The following is a 15,711-nucleotide window of genomic DNA, read 5'->3' as shown; positions in this document are numbered from 1 at the left end:
TTTGTAAATATCACATATTAAAAAATGAAAACAGGAGATGAGCAAAATGGCAGTAACAGTTAATGCAGCAATTATTGATGAAAAAGATACCGTCGTTGTAGCAATTGAAAAGATCAATGCAGGAGATGAAGTGATCTGGAGAGATAGAAATGGAGATGTACAGAAGATTAAAGCTATAACAGATGTACCAATGTACCATAAAGTAGCGATCAAAGAAATGCCAAAAGGAACAGAAGTAGTAAAATATGGGGAACATATTGGTCTTGCTGCCTGTGATATCCATGTCGGAGAGCATGTACATGTACATAATGTTCAGAATCACAGAGAAAATCTTTAAAATACGGAATATAAGAAGACAGGAGGAAGTTTAAAATGGAAAAAATGACTTTTTGGGGATATAGAAGACCAGATGGAAGAGTTGGAATCAGAAATAAAATTTTAATTTTACCGGCAAGTGTCTGTGCATCAGATACAACAAGAATTATCGCGTCCCAGGTAGAATCTGCAGTTACATTCAATAACCAGAATGGATGTTCCCAGGTTCCGTCAGATCAGCAGTTCACGATGGATGTAATGGCAGGATATGCAGCAAACCCGAACGTATATGGAACGGTTGTTGTATCACTTGGATGTGAAAACTGTCAGATGGATCTTGTGTTAGATGCAATTAAAGAGAGAACGAATAAACCAATCCGCCATTTCATTATCCAGGAAAACGGAGGAACGATTTCTACAGTAGAAAAAGCTGTCCGTGCAGCAAAAGAGATGGCACAGGAAGCTTCTCTACTGCAGAAAGAAGAATTTGATTTTTCTGAACTGATCATTGGAACTGAATGTGGTGGTTCTGACCCGACTTCAGGACTTGCTGCAAATGTTCTGATCGGAGAGATGAGTGATCGTATGGTAGAACTTGGAGGCACCTCAATTCTTTCTGAGACAACAGAATTTATTGGTGCAGAACATATTCTGGCAAGACGCGGAAAGACAAAAGAAATCAGTGACAGAATTTACCAGATCGTTCATGACTATGAGCATGCAATCAAGTTAGTAGGACATGATATCCGTGAAGGAAATCCTTCTCCGGGAAACAAAGAAGGAGGACTTACAACACTGGAAGAAAAATCATTGGGATGTATCCATAAAGGCGGTCATTCAGAAGTAACAGCAGTATATGACTATGCAAAACAGGTAGAACCAAAACAGGGACTTGTTATTATGGACACTCCGGGAAATGACCCGTCATCAGTAGCGGCAATGGTAGCCGGTGGATGTCAGATTGTTGTATTTTCTACCGGACGTGGTACACCGACAGGAAATCCGCTTGCGCCGGTAATTAAGATCACCGGTAATAAAGTTACTTTTGCAAATATGTCTGATAATATTGATATCGATGCAAGCCCGTATATTTATGGAACAAAGACAATGACAGAACTTGGCGATGAGCTGATGACAGAAATTAAGGAAGTTGCTGATGGCAAGCTGACAAAAGCAGAAGCTCTTGGATATACCGAGATGGCAATAGCAAGAGTTTGTAACTATATGTAAAAATGGGGTGGAAAAATTGCGTTATACCAGAGTAAAAGATAAAAATGGAGAAATTCATCTGGCTGCTTTTGAGAAGGAAGATAAAGTGTTCTTTTTAGATGAATTATTCCCGGAATTAAAAGGGAAATCTTTGATAGATTTTGTTCATATGGTAAATGGCGATCCGCAAAAAGCAGCACAGATGATCTGTGCTGCAGATGGATTGGTACATAGAATAGAAGAACAGGAAATGCTTACACCGATTGAACGCCCGGTTCATGATATTCTTTGCGTTGGAGTAAATTATACAGATCATCTGGAAGAGACAAAGAAACATCTGGCAGGAGCTGTGTCGGATGAAGTATCCGGTACCGTGTATTTTGCAAAAAGAACAAACCGTATTCTTGGGGCAAATGAAGAGATCCAGGGACGGTTTGATATCGATGAAAAAGTGGATTATGAAACAGAATTAGCGGTCATTATAGGAAAAGAAGGAAAAGGAATCACGGAAGAAAGAGCAGAAGAATATGTATTTGGATATTCCGTATTTAATGATCTTTCTTCAAGAGATCTTCAGACCAGACATGGACAGTGGCTGATGGGAAAAAGTCTGGATAATTATACGATCATGGGACCTGTGATCGTAGATCGTACAGAGCTTCCGATGCCGTTAGAACTGGATATTAAGAGTTATGTGAATGGTGAACTCAGACAGAATTCAAATACAAAATATCTGATTAAAAAAATTCCGGGGCTGATTGCAGAATTGTCCAAAGGAATTACTCTGGAGGCTGGTGACATTATTGCAACCGGTACACCAGCAGGTGTTGGAATGGGATTTACGCCACCAAGGTTTCTAAAGAAAGGTGATAAAGTTACATGTGAAATAGACAGGATTGGTCAGCTGACGAATTATATTGTCTGATTTTTACAAGAAAGTGAATTAGGATAAAGATAGGAAGAGAGGTAGAAAATATGTGTAAAATCGTTACACCAGTTGTTACAGTTTTTGATGAAAATGAAAAACCGGATTATGAAGGGAATAAAAAGGTAATTGATTTCCTGATTGAAGGAGGCGTTGATGGAATTCTTGTGTTGGGATCGTCCGGTGAATTTACAGGACTTACGAAACAGGAGAAACATGATTTCTTCAAATTCTATGCAGATTATACTGCAGGGCGCACAAAGCTTTATGCTGGAACCGGAAGCCTTAATTTTGAAGATACGGTGGCGTTGTCAAATGAAGTGAATGAAATGGGCTATGAAGGAGCAATGGTTATCGGACCATGTTATTATGCACTGGATCAGGAAAAGATTTTTGTATATTATGATACGCTTGCAAAGTCAATAAAAGGAAATCTTTATATCTATAATTTCCCGGCAAGAAGTGGACATTCCATCGCTCCGGAAACCTTGAAAAAGCTGGTGGAAAATAATGCTAATATTAAAGGTTTAAAGGACTCCGTGTCAGAACCAAATCATACAAATGAACTGATGTTGGCTGTAGAAGGACATGAGTTTGAGATGTTCTCAGGATTTGACGATCAGTTCCTTTATAATCTTACATCCGGAGGAGTAGGATGCATAGGAGCGCTTTCTAATATTGTGCCTGAAATCTGGAGTGATCTTGTAAAATCAACAAAGGAAAAAGATTTTGACAGAGTTATGAAGTTATCAGCACTGACACATGAACTGATGCCACTCTATGACATGGATTCAAATTTCTCGCTCTTGTTCAAAAAACTAATGCAACATAGAGGAGTAGAAGTTTCGGATCGTGCAATTTTCCCATACAATCAGATGGATGAAGAAGTGTATAAAAAAGCAGAAAGCTTGATGGATAAGGTGATTGAGGAGTATCAGAACCTGAAATAAGAAGAAACAAACAAAGCAGACATTCTGAAATGGAGAATCATCCGCTCCGGTATCAGCCGGGGACTGGGAGAGATTCTCCATTTTTATTTAATCATGATTTATTCATTTACTTCAAAACGCCAGTGCTGTCTGACACCTGGATATTTCTGGTGATCGACTTCGCTCATAAACATATCATATGGTCTTGCACAGATTTTGAATGGTGCATACATGGCCTGGTATACAACCAGCTTTTCACCTGTTTCGGTATGTTCAGCAAAAGCCAGTACCTTGTAGAGGTATTTGGTGCTCTCTTCTGATACCCATTCTCTTTTGAAATGGCGCACAATATCTCCGACATGGATTTCACGGAGAGGTTCTGTGTCATTTTTTCTGGTGTCGGCAGAAAGCGTAAGAGCAGACTGTGCTTCTGGGATAACCGTACTGGTTTGTGTTGAGGCAGACGATTCCGGGTGGGAAATTACAGACGTAGAAGCTGCTTTATTTTCCGGATTGGCATCCAGATAAATATATTCATCTTTATCAAGAGAAACCGGTGCGCCGGTCTTTCCGATAATATGGACACCACCGTACCAGGTGCCTTCAATTTCAAAAGTATCTCCAATCTGATATTCGGAAGAATATTCATCGTTCTTTTTTATGATTTTGATTTTATCCATAGATAGTACACTCCTGTTTGGTTTGAAAATTGGTGATAGGGAAAGTTTTCCCGCGAATTGTATGGAATTATTTTATCATATCAAAATATAGAAAGAAAGTATCCATAATAGTGTAAATCGTGTATACTGGAAAGTACTACGGAAAGGGGAGAAGTAAAATGGTAAAACCGATTATGAGAGATCTCTTTTTTCTGCGCCAGAGGGCAGAAAAAGCAACGAAAGGAGACCGGCAGACTGCGATAGATTTACTGGATACCCTAAAAGCACATGAGGATGGCTGTGTGGGAATGGCTGCAAATATGATCGGGGTAAATAAAGCAATCATTGCAGTCAATATGGGATTTATGAATGTTGCGATGTTCAATCCGAAGATTGTAAAGAGAAACGGAAAGTATGAGACAGAAGAAGGATGCCTGTCTCTGGATGGTGTAAGAAAATGTGTGCGCTATCAGGAAATCGAAGTAGAATATGAAGATATCAATTTTAAACGGCAGAGACAGAAATACAGCGGATGGACGGCGCAGATTATTCAGCATGAGTGCGATCATCTGAATGGGATTATTATTTGATGGTATCCCAAAATCAAAGGTCTGGCATTATGGTTTCGCGTTTTATGGAAAGAAAGTCCTGATTGGAACAGATAAATCGGAATAATGTTGTTATTACAACAGAAATGAAAATCCAGAAACCGTATACTTATCCATACAAAAAAAGAAGGTATGAGGAATGAAAATATGAGTAATACAGCGACGATTTTGCAGGGACAGGAGATTTTAGCACTCCAGGATGAACTGACCGGTGCCCTGATCGGTCTTGTCAGATCCTGTGGTAATAATACGAAGACAGAAAATACAGATGAGATCATCATTGAAGGTCTTGTGCATACAATCACGAACAGTAACATTGGTGTAGCAGCTTTAAAAGCGATGATTGAAAAAGTAAGAGAAGAGAAAAATACCGTCGCACCGGATTGCGCAGTCTGTGCAGCACCGTGTGGCAATACCTCCGAATATGATGTGAGCAATATCTGGAAGCATGAAGCAGACGTGCGTGGCGTGGAGACCGCGATCCTTTTCGGAATCCGCGAGATGGCAGCCATTATTTACCCGGCGGTCGTTATGGGGAAAATGGATGCAGAAGTGAACGAATTTTTCTACAAGGCACTCTGCATGATCAGCTATGGAATGAGTAAAGAGGATCTGTTTCCGGTTGTACTGGAACTGGGGGCGATGAATCAGAAGTGCAGAAGGCTTTTGGAACAGGTATAGTATAGAAGGATAAAGAGGTTTATGGCTTAAGGGATTTCTTGACAGAAAACAGGGGATTTGGTATTGTTTAAAAGATGGAAATATCTGACAGACAAAAATGAACCGACAGAAAAAGAAATGAAATAATAAGAAGCGGGTTGTGTCGGACAATCCGCTTCTCTTGTGTTAAAAGGAAAAGAGGATAAAAATGGAACTAAGTATACTTTTGATGGAACAGATTGCAAAACTGTTTATTATGATTTTTATGGGATATGTGGTAGTCAAAATGGGATTGCTGAAAGATGAAGACAGTAAGGTACTGTCAACACTGGTACTGTATCTGATCGTACCGTGTGTGATTTTGAATGCGTTTCAGGTGGATTACACACCGGAAAAAGTGAGTGGACTTGAGCTTGCCTGTATCGCATCGTTATTGCTCCTTTTTATTTTACTTCCGGTTGTGAATCTGATCGGGAAAGTTCTCAAACTGAATGAAGTAGAAACGATGTCCATTTATTATTCCAATTCAGGGAATCTGATCGTACCACTTGTGGCATTTATGCTTGGAGATAAATGGGTATTTTATGCGTGTGTATTTATGGGACTTCAGACTATCTTTTTCTGGACACACTGTAAAAAAGTACTTAGTCATGAAAAAGGATTTAATCTGAAGAAAATATTCTTTAATATCAATATCATTACGATTATCATTGCGATTACTTTGTTTTTTGCAAAAATACGTCTGCCGGAAATCATTACAGGAACGCTTAGTTCAGTCGGAGCAATGATTGGACCGGCAAGTATGTTTGTAATTGGGATGCTGATCGGTGGAATGGATTTAAAGAAAGTATTGACGAATAAGAAAGCATATTTTATTTCGTTTATGCGACTGATCGTGATTCCGCTTATTGCGTTGCTTATCCTGAAGGTAAGTGGTCTTGTGGGATGGAATAAAGAAGGAGAAGAAATCCTTTTGATCGTATTTATGGCGGTAATTTCGCCGGTTGCTTCAACTGTTACACAAATGTGTCAGGTATATGACAATGATTCCAGATATGCCAGTGCGATCAGTGTGCTGACTACACTTGGAGCGATTGTGACGATGCCGTTGATGGTACTGGTGTTCCAGATGGTGATGTAAATAGAGAAGAGAAAAGAATGTTCTTGGAAACAGGGGCGTTCTTTTTTTGTGTCAGGAAATAGTTATTAGTAGAAAATGTAGAAAACCTTTTGCTGAATATAATACAAGAGACTTTGTGATAAATGCACAAAAAAATAAAGGGAAAATTGCTAAATACAACAAAAATAAATAATAGTATTTACATTTCATAGGCAAGGTTGTATATTATAGAAAAAGGAACTGGTCATGACGACATGACATCATAACAAAGGAGGAAGAAAAATGAAAAAAAGAGTAGTACAGGCATTGGGATGCTTACTTGCAATGACAATGGTAGCAGGAAGCCTGACAGCATGTGGAGGAAAATCTGAGAAAAAAGCGGAAAAAAAGGAAGGAAGCGATGTAAAGGTTGCAATTATTTGTTCGGCTGCCGGACAGAATGATAATGGATATAATCAGTCTGCTGTGGAAGGAGCAAAAAAAGCTGCCGATGAATTTGGAATTGAATATAAGGTTGTCGAGCCTACAACAGGTGTACCACAGGCGCTGGAATCACTGGCTGATGATGGATACAATGTAATTTTCAATCTGGAATATGATTTTGAAGCGTTGATTCAGGGAACAGGTGGAGCACAGCCAATTGCAGAGATGTATCCAGATACAACATTTGTATGTGTAAATGATAATCCAAACCAGGATAAAGATGGAAAGACAATCCATGATAACGTAATCAGTGTATTGTTTGATGTACATCAGGCATCTTTCGTAGCAGGTGCACTTACTACATTGGTAAATGAAAATGCAGAAACTTTATTTGGTACAGATGGTTATAATTTCACACCTGCAGATAATGGCGGACGATCCGTAGGATTTATCGGAGGAACTAATTCAAATGGTATCACGGTATTCTCTTATGGATATATCGAAGGTATCAACTATGAAGCTGAAAAGCTGGGTGTAAATTATGATTACTATGCAAAATATGATGCAGGATTTGCTGATTCTGCAACAGGAAGTACAGTAGCAGGAACATATTATAATCAGGGAGCAAATATTGTATTCTCAGTAGCTGGTTCTGTAGGTGATGGTGTTGCATCAAAGGCAAAAGAAGAAGGAAAGCTTGCAATTCAGGTAGATGCTAACAAAGATGATCAGCAGCCAGGATATGTTCTGACAAGTGTTATTAAAAATACAGAAGTACCTGTATATGACATTGTAAAAGAAGCAGTAAATGGAAAGATTGATAAGATGGATCGTGCACAGACATATTCATTAGCATCAGGCGCAGCTTCTATTACAGATCTTTCAGAAATCAGCAAACATATACAGGATAGCGGAAAAGACAAATGGGAAGAAATCAAAACTGAAATCAAAGATATAGAAGACAAGATTTCAGATGGAACAATTGTAGTAACGGATGCGCAGAGTGGAGAAGAATTCGATGCTTCTAAATGCCCGAATGTTACAGTAAAATAGTTGTTTTGACAGAAAGGAAGCAGCAATATGAACAGCATGATACAGACGGTTGATCTGACCAAAAAGTTTAACGATTTTGTCGCAAATGATCATATTAATCTGGATGTAAAAGAACAGGAGATTAAATGTATTGTAGGTGAAAACGGTGCAGGAAAATCTACAATGATGAATATGCTCTACGGATTGCTGCAGCCAACAAGCGGAAAAATCCTGATCCGGGGGAAAGAAGTTACACTGAACAGCCCGGTTGATGCGATTGCAAACGGGATAGGGATGGTGCACCAGCATTTTAAGCTGGTGCCGTCTCTTACCGTATATGAAAATATACTGTTGGGTGCGGAAATTACACAGAAAAAAGGCGGAATGAAAACTCCGTTTATCGATCAGAAAGAGGAAATTAAAAGAGTTGAGAAACTGATTCAGGAAAATCATCTGGAATTAAATGCAACAGATAAGATTGAAGATATATCTGTCGGTGGACGTCAGAGAGTAGAAATTCTGAAGATGTTATACAGAAATGTAGACATATTGATTCTGGATGAGCCGACAGCCGTACTTACACCACAGGAAGTTGATGAATTGATTGCAACGCTCAAAAATCTAAAAGAGCAAGGAAAAACAATCATTGTTATTACACACAAATTAAGGGAAGTAATGGAACTGGCAGACAGTATTACTGTAATAAAACAGGGAAAAGTTGTTGGAAATGTATTAAAGAAGGACACAAGTGAACGAGAACTGGCACAGATGATGGTCGGAAGAGATGTTGTTCTTACTGTAAATAATGAACGAAAACAACAAGTTGAATCAGAGATTATGTACAAAGCAGAAAATCTTACGACTGTGAATGACTATGGAAAAGAAGTTGTATCAGATATGTCATTTGAAGTGCATAAAGGTGAGATCCTTGGAATAGCCGGTGTTGAAGGAAACGGACAGTCAGAGCTTGTAAAGCTTATGACTGGTTTGATGGAATCGACGAGAGGAACAGTATTTTTTGACGGTAAAGATATTACAAACTGGTGGCCGGAAAAATTAAGAAAAGCAGGAATTGGAATTATTCCTGAGGACAGATATGCACAGGGATTGTGCCGGGAAATGACGGTTTCCGATAACTGTATAGCAGGATATCACGGAGAAAAAGATGTTTGTAAACACGGACTTTTTAATAAGAAAATAATCAATGCCAAAAGAGATAAATATATTAAAGAATTTGATATCCGTCTTGGTGATGTGAATGGCAATATAGGCAATTTGTCAGGAGGAAATGCACAGAAAGTTATCATTGCAAGAGAGCTTTCTGCAAATCCCAAACTTCTGATTGCCTGCCAGCCAACGCGAGGCGTTGATATCGGATCTATTGAATTCATACATAAACAGATTCTGAAATTCAGGGATGCAGGAAATACTGTTATCCTTATTTCAAGTGAGCTGTCAGAAATTATGAGTTTATCTGATCGGGTAATTGTTATGTATAAAGGTAAGATTTCAGGTGAAGTATCACCGAAAGAAGTGTCTATGGCTGCCATGGGACTTTTGATGGCTGGAATTGGAAAGGAGGAACAGGATCATGAAAAAGAAAGATAGTATTATAAAAGGAATCGTCAATTCTGTACTTCCGGTAATTCTTGCATTTGCATTTGGAGCAATTGTTATTGCAGCGATCGGAGAAAGTCCACTGGAAACTTACGGGGTATTGATCAGGAAATCACTTTTGACAGAAAAAGGCTTTATGAATACGCTGCATTATGCATCGCCGCTTATTTTGACAGGACTTGCGATTGCAATTACATTCAAAGCTAATCTGTACAACATGGGTGTAGAAGGACAAATGCTTTTGGGAGGATTCTTTGCAGGAATCACTGGAGCATATCTTAACATTTCCAATCCATTTATAAGTAAACTGATTTGCTTTTTAGTTGCAATTATTTGTGGAATGTTATTTGCATTGATTCCGGCAATTTTGAAAGCAAAATGTAATGTAAATGAGATGGTTGTAACTTTGATGTTAAACTATGCAGTTTCAAAGACTTTGGAATTTTTAACCACCGGTGTATTCAAAGATAAGAGTGCAGGGTATGTGGCTACACCAACGATTAAAGAGGATGTAATGTTCAAAAGATTCGGAGCATCAAGAATGACTATGTTTTTTGTAATTGCAATGATTATTCTGGTGATTATGTATTTTGTTATGAAAAAATCAAAACTGGGATATGAAATTACAGCAATCGGAAAAAATCCGGAATTCGCAGAAGCAACAGGTATGAATGTCGGCAAGAAAATCATTATCATGATGCTGATCAGTGGCGCACTTTCCGGTATAGCAGGAGCAGGATGGATGTTAAGTGATCAGTTTAAATATACGCTGACATTTTCTGCAAATCCTGGCCTTGGATGGGATGGTATGTTGATTGCTCTGCTCGGTGGACATTCGCCAATTGGAATTTTGATCGCGGCAATCTTTTATGCTGCATTAAAAACCGGTAGTGACAGCATCAATATGTATACTGCAGTTCCGAAAGAAATCGTTGCAATTATTCAGGGAATGATCATTCTGTTCCTGGCAGTTAAGTTTATTGGTGATAAAACAAGCGTATTTGGTCGTTTTAAAAAGGCGAAAAAGGAGGATGCATAATGGAATTATTAAATAGTATTTTGTATGACACAGTATACCATAGTGCTCCTATTATTCTATGCGTGATCGGTGGAATATTTGCATATAAAGCAAATGTATTGAATATCGCACTGGAAGGAATGATGCTGAATGGAGCATTTATTTCAGTGTTAGTCGAGTATCTGACAGGAAGTGTGGCTCTGGCAGTGATTGCCGCAATCGTAACGACTTTATTGTGGGGACTTGTATTTTCATTCTTAGGAATTACTTGTAATGGTAATGTTATTGTTATCGGTCTTGGAATTAACTTGATTGTTCCAGCGATTGCAAAATTTGTACTGAAAGTTATGGAGCTTGCTAATATCAGTCTTCAAGATGTAGGAGTTGCAGATTTTAAGATCAATATACCGGGCATCAAGAGTATTCCGCTGATTGGTGGAATCGTAAGTGGTCATCCGGTCATTACATATCTGGCATTTATTGGAATTGCGGCAGCAGCTATTCTGATGTACAAAACAAAATTTGGAATCTATGTCAGAGTTGTTGGTGAAAATGAAGATTCAGCGATCAGTCTTGGACTGAAAACACAGAAATACAAATATATTGCTGTTCTGATTGGAGCATTTTGCTGTGCATTAGCCGGAATCAATTTATCAATGGAGAGAATGGCAATGTTTACAAGTGATATGACAGCAGGACGAGGCTTTATCGCAATTGCAGCAATTTATTGTGGACAGGGGAAACCGGTACAGTCTTCACTCTATGCAATCTTATTCGGTGTTGCAAGATCACTTGCAGTCAATTTAAGTGTATATGCAGGACCGGCAGCAGGAATGTTTGATACAATTCCATATATCATCATGGTAGCGGTGCTTGCAGTTGTTTCATTTATGAAATTTAAGGATGTTAAGGTAAGAGGATACAAGTTCGACTAAGGGGGAGGAAAATGGCAAAGACAGCATTGATTATTGTGGACATGGTTCGCGATTTTACGGATCCGGAAGGTCTGGTATTTTATCCTGAGAATCAAAAGATTCTTCCACGGATTAAAAAGGTTCTGGATGAAAGCCGGAAACATGAACTGCTGATTGTTTTTTTACAGCACTGTAACAGAAAAGATAAAGTAGATAAAAAAGCACAGTCCATGAGACCAAATTGTATAGAAGGGACTTTTGGAATTGAAATTGATCCAATGTTGGAAGTTGATGAAAAGAAAGATTATGTCATCCGAAAGAGAAGGTACAGTGGATTCTTCGGCACAGACCTGGATCTGGTATTGCGGGAAAATGAAGTGGAAAATGTAGTCGTTGTTGGAACGAAAACAAACTGCTGCATTCGGGCAACGGTGACAGATGCATTTTATCTGAATTACAACCCATATGTTATCCGGGAATGTGTGGCAACGAATTCAGAAACAGTTAATGAAGTTCATCTGACAGATATTGATAAGTATCTGGGAAAAGTCATCGATATGAATACATTCAGCAAGATGCTGGAAGAGGGACAGTTGTAGGAGGCACGGATAATGAAAGTAGATGTTTTGACAAGCGGCTATGTAAGTATGGATCACATTATAAAAATAGCAACACCTGCCAAAGTGGGATTTACATCACTGGTTACAAATAAATCCAATTCAAAAATTTTTTACGGAGGCTGTTCTGTAAATATTGCCTATGCACTTTGCCGGCTTGGAATGAAGGCAATGCCAGTTTTAAGAGTAGGCGGAGATTATGAAAGTAATGGTTTTAAAAAGTTTCTGGAAGAAGGAAATGTACCACAGGATGGGATTACACAAATAGCAGAGGAAGCAACTAGTGTATGTTATTTGTTACAGGATAATAATAACGATCATATTACCATATTTTATCCTGGAGCAATGGATGGAAGATATGCACAGAAAATGAAAGACAGCTTGTTTGAAACGGCAAAGCTGGGAGTGATAACCGTTGCATCAAGACCAGACAATGAAGAGTTTTTTGCAAAATGTAAAAAGCATCATGTACCGGTAGTTTTTGGAATGAAAGATGATTTTGATGCATTTCCAGAACCATTTTTGAAACAGTTGTTAACAGAAAGCAAAATCATTTTCACAAATGAAGTAGAATGTGAAATTATTGAAAAGCTTTTCGGACTAAATACGATTACAGAGCTGTTTAAAATTGGAAAAGCAGATATTATTGTGACAACTCTGGGAAAAGACGGAAGCATTTGTTATGTGCGGGAAGACGGAAAAATACGGAAAGAAGAGATTGGAATTTGTCAAGTGGAACAGGTAATAGATGCAACTGGATCGGGAGATGCTTACATGGCAGGATTTGTTTATGGATATTTACATGGATATTCTCCGGCAGACTGCTGTAGGCTTGGAAGTGTATTATCTTACTTTGTTTTACAGGCAGAAGGGTGCTGTACAAATGCGCCAACAGAACAGGAATTATTACAGAAATTTGAAACATTACGCTGAAAGGGGAAATGCAGATGAGTACATTATATATGGGAGCAAGCGAAGAAACGGTTGCGAAATATGTACTTTTTTCGGGAGATCCATGGAGAGTAGAAGTTGTAAAAAAGTATTTGGATAACCCCAAAAAAGTTGCATTCATGAGAGAGTTCAATACATATACAGGAACCTATAAAGGAGTAGAGATTACAGTAACGTCGACGGGAATCGGGGCACCGTCCGCAGCGATTGCGATGGAAGAGATGTATGAGTCTGGAATGCAGGTCGCTGTAAGAATGGGGACAGTAATGTCTATGCAGGATGATATGCTGGGACATTTTATGATTCCGATTGCCGCAATGAGGCGAGAAGGAACCAGTCAGAGTTATGTAGATTTGAGTTATCCTGCAGTCGCAGATGTTGAGCTTGTTAATGTGATGAATGAAACAGTTCAGCAGATGGGAAAACGTTATCTGAATGGATTGAACTGTACGATGGATGGTTTCTACAGTTGCATGCATGATTCCAAGTTTTCTCTGGAATGTGGACGGGATATGTCAAAGACATTTGAAGAGGTTAAGAAACTTGGAGTAACAGGAATTGACATGGAATCCTCCTGTATTTTGACGCTGGGACGTTTGATGGGAGTTAAGACCTGTATTTTAACAGTTGTTACAGTGCTTGAAAATTTGAAGAAAACTTTAAAAGGACAGGATCGGGTGGATGCAGAGGATCTGCTTTGCAGAACAGCATTGGAAGGAATTTATAATTATCATATAAAAAGAGAGGATGGTAAAAATGAGTAAAGAAATACTTACCTTAAATTCACAGACAGTAATCGGAATGGTACATTGTCTTCCTCTTCCGACGACAGCAGGATTTGATGGAGATTATCAGCGAATTATTGATCGTGCAGTTCAGGATGCAGTTACGCTTGAAAAAGCAGGGGTAGATGCTGTTATTGTAGAAAATATGGGGGATACACCTTTTTCCGCTTTTTTAAATAAAGCACAGGTAGCGGCGCTTACAGCTGCAGCATATGCTGTGAAACAGGCAGTTCAGATTCCAGTAGGACTTGACGCAGCGTTTAATGACTGTGAAGCAGATATTGCGATTGCTGCAATGGTAGGAGCATCCTTTATCAGAGTTCCAGTATTTGTGGATACAGTATTGTTTACAGATGGAATTATTCAGCCATGTGCAAAGAAATGTATGGAATATCGCAAGATGATGGGACAGGAAAATGTTAAAATTCTTGCCGATGTGCAGGTAAAACATGCGCATATGTTAAGAGAACATATTACGATTGAGCAGTCAGCAAAAGATGCTGCATCAAACGGAGCAGACGGAATTATTGTTACAGGTACACAGGTTGGAGAAGAGACACCACTGGATCTGATTAAGAGAGTGAAAAATGTTGTAAATCTTCCGGTGTTTGCAGGAAGTGGTGTAAATGCAGAAAATATTCATGATCAGCTTCAGACAGCAGATGGTGCGATTATCGGTTCCAGCTTGAAAGAGGGAGGAATTTTAACAAATCCAATCTCTTATGAACTGGTTAAGAAAGTATTAGACGGATTGAAATAGAGAAAGGCAGGAAGATAAAAATGATGCGACCAATGAAACTTGCAGGATCAGAATTGATGTTTGGAGAAGGAAGTCTTGCATATATTAAGACAATTAAAGCAAAAAAAGTCAGTATTGTTATTGGCGGACATAGCATGGAAAAGAGTGGAATGCTGGCAAAGGTAGAAGGATATTTTAAAGAAACCGGTGCTGAAACAATGGTTATCAGAGGCGTAGAACCAGATCCGTCTTTTGAAACTGTACTCAGAGGAAGAAATGAAATGCTGGAATTTGAACCAGATCTGATTGTCGGACTTGGCGGTGGATCAGCAATGGATGCTGCAAAAGCAATGTGGATCTTTTATGAACATCCGGAACTGACTCAGATGGAAGATATTCTTCCGCCGAATGAATTTCCAAAATTACGTGGTAAAGCAAGAATGTGTTGTATTCCTTCAACAAGTGGAACAGCAAGTGAAGTTTCACGTTCTATCGTAATTTCAGATAATGAAAAAGGATTAAAGCATGGTGTTGGAAATATGGAAATGATGCCGGATATCGCAATCTGTGATCCGGAAGTAACAATGTCTATGCCGGCTAAGATTACCGCAGAGACAGGAATGGATGCGCTTACCCATGCACTGGAAGCACTTGCTTCAAACCGTGCAAATTATCTGTCAGATATTCTTGCAAGCCAGGCAGCCCAGGATATTATGGAAACTTTACCGACTGCATATGAGAATGGCAATGATATAAAAGCAAGAGAGACTATGGTACAGGCATCTATGGTAGCTGGAATTGCATTTACCAATGTATCGCTTGGAATTGTACATTCTATGGCGCATACAATCGGTGGTATTTTCCATGTATCACATGGTCTGGCAGACGCCATTATTTTGCCGTACATCATCAGATATAATGAGCAGAATGAAACTGCGAAAGAAGTTTATGCAAAATTTGCAAAGAGAATCGGAGCAGAAAATCTTCATGAAGCAGTAGAAGCGTTAAATGAAAAGTTAAATATTCCAAAATGCTTTAAAGAGATCATTCCGGATGAAGAAAAATATATGGCAAAACTGGATGAGATGGCTCCGCTTGCAAAAGCTGATGGATGCACAAAAACAAATCCGGTTATTCCGGAAATTGACGAATTTAAAGAATTATTTATCAAGGTGTACAGAGGAGAATAA

The 15,711-nt window shown here is 38.8% G+C and carries 17 protein-coding genes; 16 read left to right on the top strand and 1 reads right to left on the bottom strand.

Going from position 1 to position 15,711, the window contains the following annotated elements; all coding sequences use genetic code 11:
* Positions 1-46: 46 nt before the first annotated feature.
* From PGQ33_RS05535 to PGQ33_RS05520, 4 genes are read left to right on the top strand one after another with little or no spacing between them, the layout of a single operon-like run.
* Positions 47-337 carry a UxaA family hydrolase gene (locus PGQ33_RS05535; RefSeq protein ID WP_242999954.1) on the top strand — a complete coding sequence of 97 codons (291 nt, stop codon included), beginning with the start codon at positions 47-49 and terminating at the stop codon, positions 335-337.
* 35 nt (positions 338-372) lie between these two features.
* The gene (locus tag PGQ33_RS05530) at positions 373-1,545 is read left to right on the top strand and encodes a UxaA family hydrolase (protein WP_330376213.1); all 1,173 of its coding nucleotides are present in this window, start codon (positions 373-375) and stop codon (positions 1,543-1,545) included.
* Positions 1,546-1,561: 16 nt separating this feature from the next.
* Positions 1,562-2,449 carry a fumarylacetoacetate hydrolase family protein gene (locus PGQ33_RS05525; protein WP_270205400.1) on the top strand — a complete coding sequence of 296 codons (888 nt, stop codon included), beginning with the start codon at positions 1,562-1,564 and terminating at the stop codon, positions 2,447-2,449.
* Between the two features lie 50 nt (positions 2,450-2,499).
* A complete protein-coding gene (locus tag PGQ33_RS05520; RefSeq protein WP_195488899.1) occupies positions 2,500-3,399 on the top strand; it encodes a dihydrodipicolinate synthase family protein in 900 nt (299 codons plus the stop codon).
* Between the two features lie 98 nt (positions 3,400-3,497).
* On the opposite strand, the gene PGQ33_RS05515 is transcribed toward PGQ33_RS05520, so the two are convergent.
* The gene (locus PGQ33_RS05515) at positions 3,498-4,058 is read right to left on the bottom strand and encodes a DUF1653 domain-containing protein (RefSeq protein ID WP_270205399.1); all 561 of its coding nucleotides are present in this window, start codon (positions 4,056-4,058) and stop codon (positions 3,498-3,500) included.
* A 158-nt stretch (positions 4,059-4,216) separates the two neighbouring features.
* Between PGQ33_RS05515 and PGQ33_RS05510 the strand changes: the two genes are divergently transcribed.
* From PGQ33_RS05510 to PGQ33_RS05455, 12 genes are all read left to right on the top strand, one after another.
* Positions 4,217-4,627, top strand: a complete 411-nt coding sequence (locus tag PGQ33_RS05510) for a peptide deformylase (RefSeq protein ID WP_270205398.1) — start codon at positions 4,217-4,219, stop codon at positions 4,625-4,627.
* A 165-nt stretch (positions 4,628-4,792) separates the two neighbouring features.
* Positions 4,793-5,326, top strand: a complete 534-nt coding sequence (locus PGQ33_RS05505; RefSeq protein WP_270205397.1) for a hypothetical protein — start codon at positions 4,793-4,795, stop codon at positions 5,324-5,326.
* Positions 5,327-5,513: 187 nt separating this feature from the next.
* The gene (locus PGQ33_RS05500; protein WP_195250532.1) at positions 5,514-6,446 is read left to right on the top strand and encodes an AEC family transporter; all 933 of its coding nucleotides are present in this window, start codon (positions 5,514-5,516) and stop codon (positions 6,444-6,446) included.
* A gap of 261 nt (positions 6,447-6,707) precedes the next feature.
* Positions 6,708-7,901, top strand: a complete 1,194-nt coding sequence (locus tag PGQ33_RS05495; protein ID WP_270205396.1) for a BMP family lipoprotein — start codon at positions 6,708-6,710, stop codon at positions 7,899-7,901.
* A gap of 27 nt (positions 7,902-7,928) precedes the next feature.
* Positions 7,929-9,488: an ABC transporter ATP-binding protein gene (locus PGQ33_RS05490; protein ID WP_117824478.1), complete on the top strand. Its 1,560-nt coding sequence runs from the start codon at positions 7,929-7,931 to the stop codon at positions 9,486-9,488.
* A complete protein-coding gene (locus PGQ33_RS05485; protein ID WP_181988907.1) occupies positions 9,472-10,536 on the top strand; it encodes an ABC transporter permease in 1,065 nt (354 codons plus the stop codon). Before PGQ33_RS05490 ends, PGQ33_RS05485 begins: the two co-directional genes overlap by 17 nt.
* A complete protein-coding gene (locus PGQ33_RS05480; RefSeq protein ID WP_008373427.1) occupies positions 10,536-11,450 on the top strand; it encodes an ABC transporter permease in 915 nt (304 codons plus the stop codon). Before PGQ33_RS05485 ends, PGQ33_RS05480 begins: the two co-directional genes overlap by 1 nt.
* Before the next feature lie 11 nt (positions 11,451-11,461).
* A complete protein-coding gene (locus tag PGQ33_RS05475) occupies positions 11,462-12,028 on the top strand; it encodes a cysteine hydrolase family protein (protein ID WP_022219927.1) in 567 nt (188 codons plus the stop codon).
* Positions 12,029-12,040: 12 nt separating this feature from the next.
* Positions 12,041-12,979: a carbohydrate kinase family protein gene (locus tag PGQ33_RS05470; protein WP_270205395.1), complete on the top strand. Its 939-nt coding sequence runs from the start codon at positions 12,041-12,043 to the stop codon at positions 12,977-12,979.
* Between the two features lie 14 nt (positions 12,980-12,993).
* Complete coding sequence (locus PGQ33_RS05465; protein ID WP_270205394.1) at positions 12,994-13,761, top strand: nucleoside phosphorylase; 768 nt, start codon at positions 12,994-12,996, stop codon at positions 13,759-13,761.
* Positions 13,754-14,542: a BtpA/SgcQ family protein gene (locus PGQ33_RS05460; protein ID WP_022219925.1), complete on the top strand. Its 789-nt coding sequence runs from the start codon at positions 13,754-13,756 to the stop codon at positions 14,540-14,542. Before PGQ33_RS05465 ends, PGQ33_RS05460 begins: the two co-directional genes overlap by 8 nt.
* Before the next feature lie 20 nt (positions 14,543-14,562).
* Positions 14,563-15,711, top strand: coding sequence for an iron-containing alcohol dehydrogenase (locus tag PGQ33_RS05455; RefSeq protein WP_055247497.1), 1,149 nt, complete (start codon positions 14,563-14,565; stop codon positions 15,709-15,711).

Origin of the sequence: Coprococcus sp. AM100_B19A, assembly GCF_027662015.1 — a bacterium.
Lineage (GTDB): Bacteria > Bacillota > Clostridia > Lachnospirales > Lachnospiraceae > Allocoprococcus > Allocoprococcus comes.
Note: the sequence above shows the minus strand (reverse complement) of the source record. Positions and strands in the feature narration are given on the sequence as shown.

Coding starts and splice junctions, on each gene's coding strand:
- PGQ33_RS05535 (WP_242999954.1), top strand. CDS start 47: ATGGCAGTAACAGTTAATGCAGCAATTATTGATGAAAAAGATACCGTC.
- PGQ33_RS05530 (WP_330376213.1), top strand. CDS start 373: ATGGAAAAAATGACTTTTTGGGGATATAGAAGACCAGATGGAAGAGTT.
- PGQ33_RS05520 (WP_195488899.1), top strand. CDS start 2,500: ATGTGTAAAATCGTTACACCAGTTGTTACAGTTTTTGATGAAAATGAA.
- PGQ33_RS05515 (WP_270205399.1), bottom strand. CDS start 4,058: ATGGATAAAATCAAAATCATAAAAAAGAACGATGAATATTCTTCCGAA.
- PGQ33_RS05510 (WP_270205398.1), top strand. CDS start 4,217: ATGGTAAAACCGATTATGAGAGATCTCTTTTTTCTGCGCCAGAGGGCA.
- PGQ33_RS05505 (WP_270205397.1), top strand. CDS start 4,793: ATGAGTAATACAGCGACGATTTTGCAGGGACAGGAGATTTTAGCACTC.
- PGQ33_RS05500 (WP_195250532.1), top strand. CDS start 5,514: ATGGAACTAAGTATACTTTTGATGGAACAGATTGCAAAACTGTTTATT.
- PGQ33_RS05495 (WP_270205396.1), top strand. CDS start 6,708: ATGAAAAAAAGAGTAGTACAGGCATTGGGATGCTTACTTGCAATGACA.
- PGQ33_RS05490 (WP_117824478.1), top strand. CDS start 7,929: ATGAACAGCATGATACAGACGGTTGATCTGACCAAAAAGTTTAACGAT.
- PGQ33_RS05485 (WP_181988907.1), top strand. CDS start 9,472: ATGAAAAAGAAAGATAGTATTATAAAAGGAATCGTCAATTCTGTACTT.
- PGQ33_RS05480 (WP_008373427.1), top strand. CDS start 10,536: ATGGAATTATTAAATAGTATTTTGTATGACACAGTATACCATAGTGCT.
- PGQ33_RS05475 (WP_022219927.1), top strand. CDS start 11,462: ATGGCAAAGACAGCATTGATTATTGTGGACATGGTTCGCGATTTTACG.
- PGQ33_RS05470 (WP_270205395.1), top strand. CDS start 12,041: ATGAAAGTAGATGTTTTGACAAGCGGCTATGTAAGTATGGATCACATT.
- PGQ33_RS05465 (WP_270205394.1), top strand. CDS start 12,994: ATGAGTACATTATATATGGGAGCAAGCGAAGAAACGGTTGCGAAATAT.
- PGQ33_RS05460 (WP_022219925.1), top strand. CDS start 13,754: ATGAGTAAAGAAATACTTACCTTAAATTCACAGACAGTAATCGGAATG.
- PGQ33_RS05455 (WP_055247497.1), top strand. CDS start 14,563: ATGATGCGACCAATGAAACTTGCAGGATCAGAATTGATGTTTGGAGAA.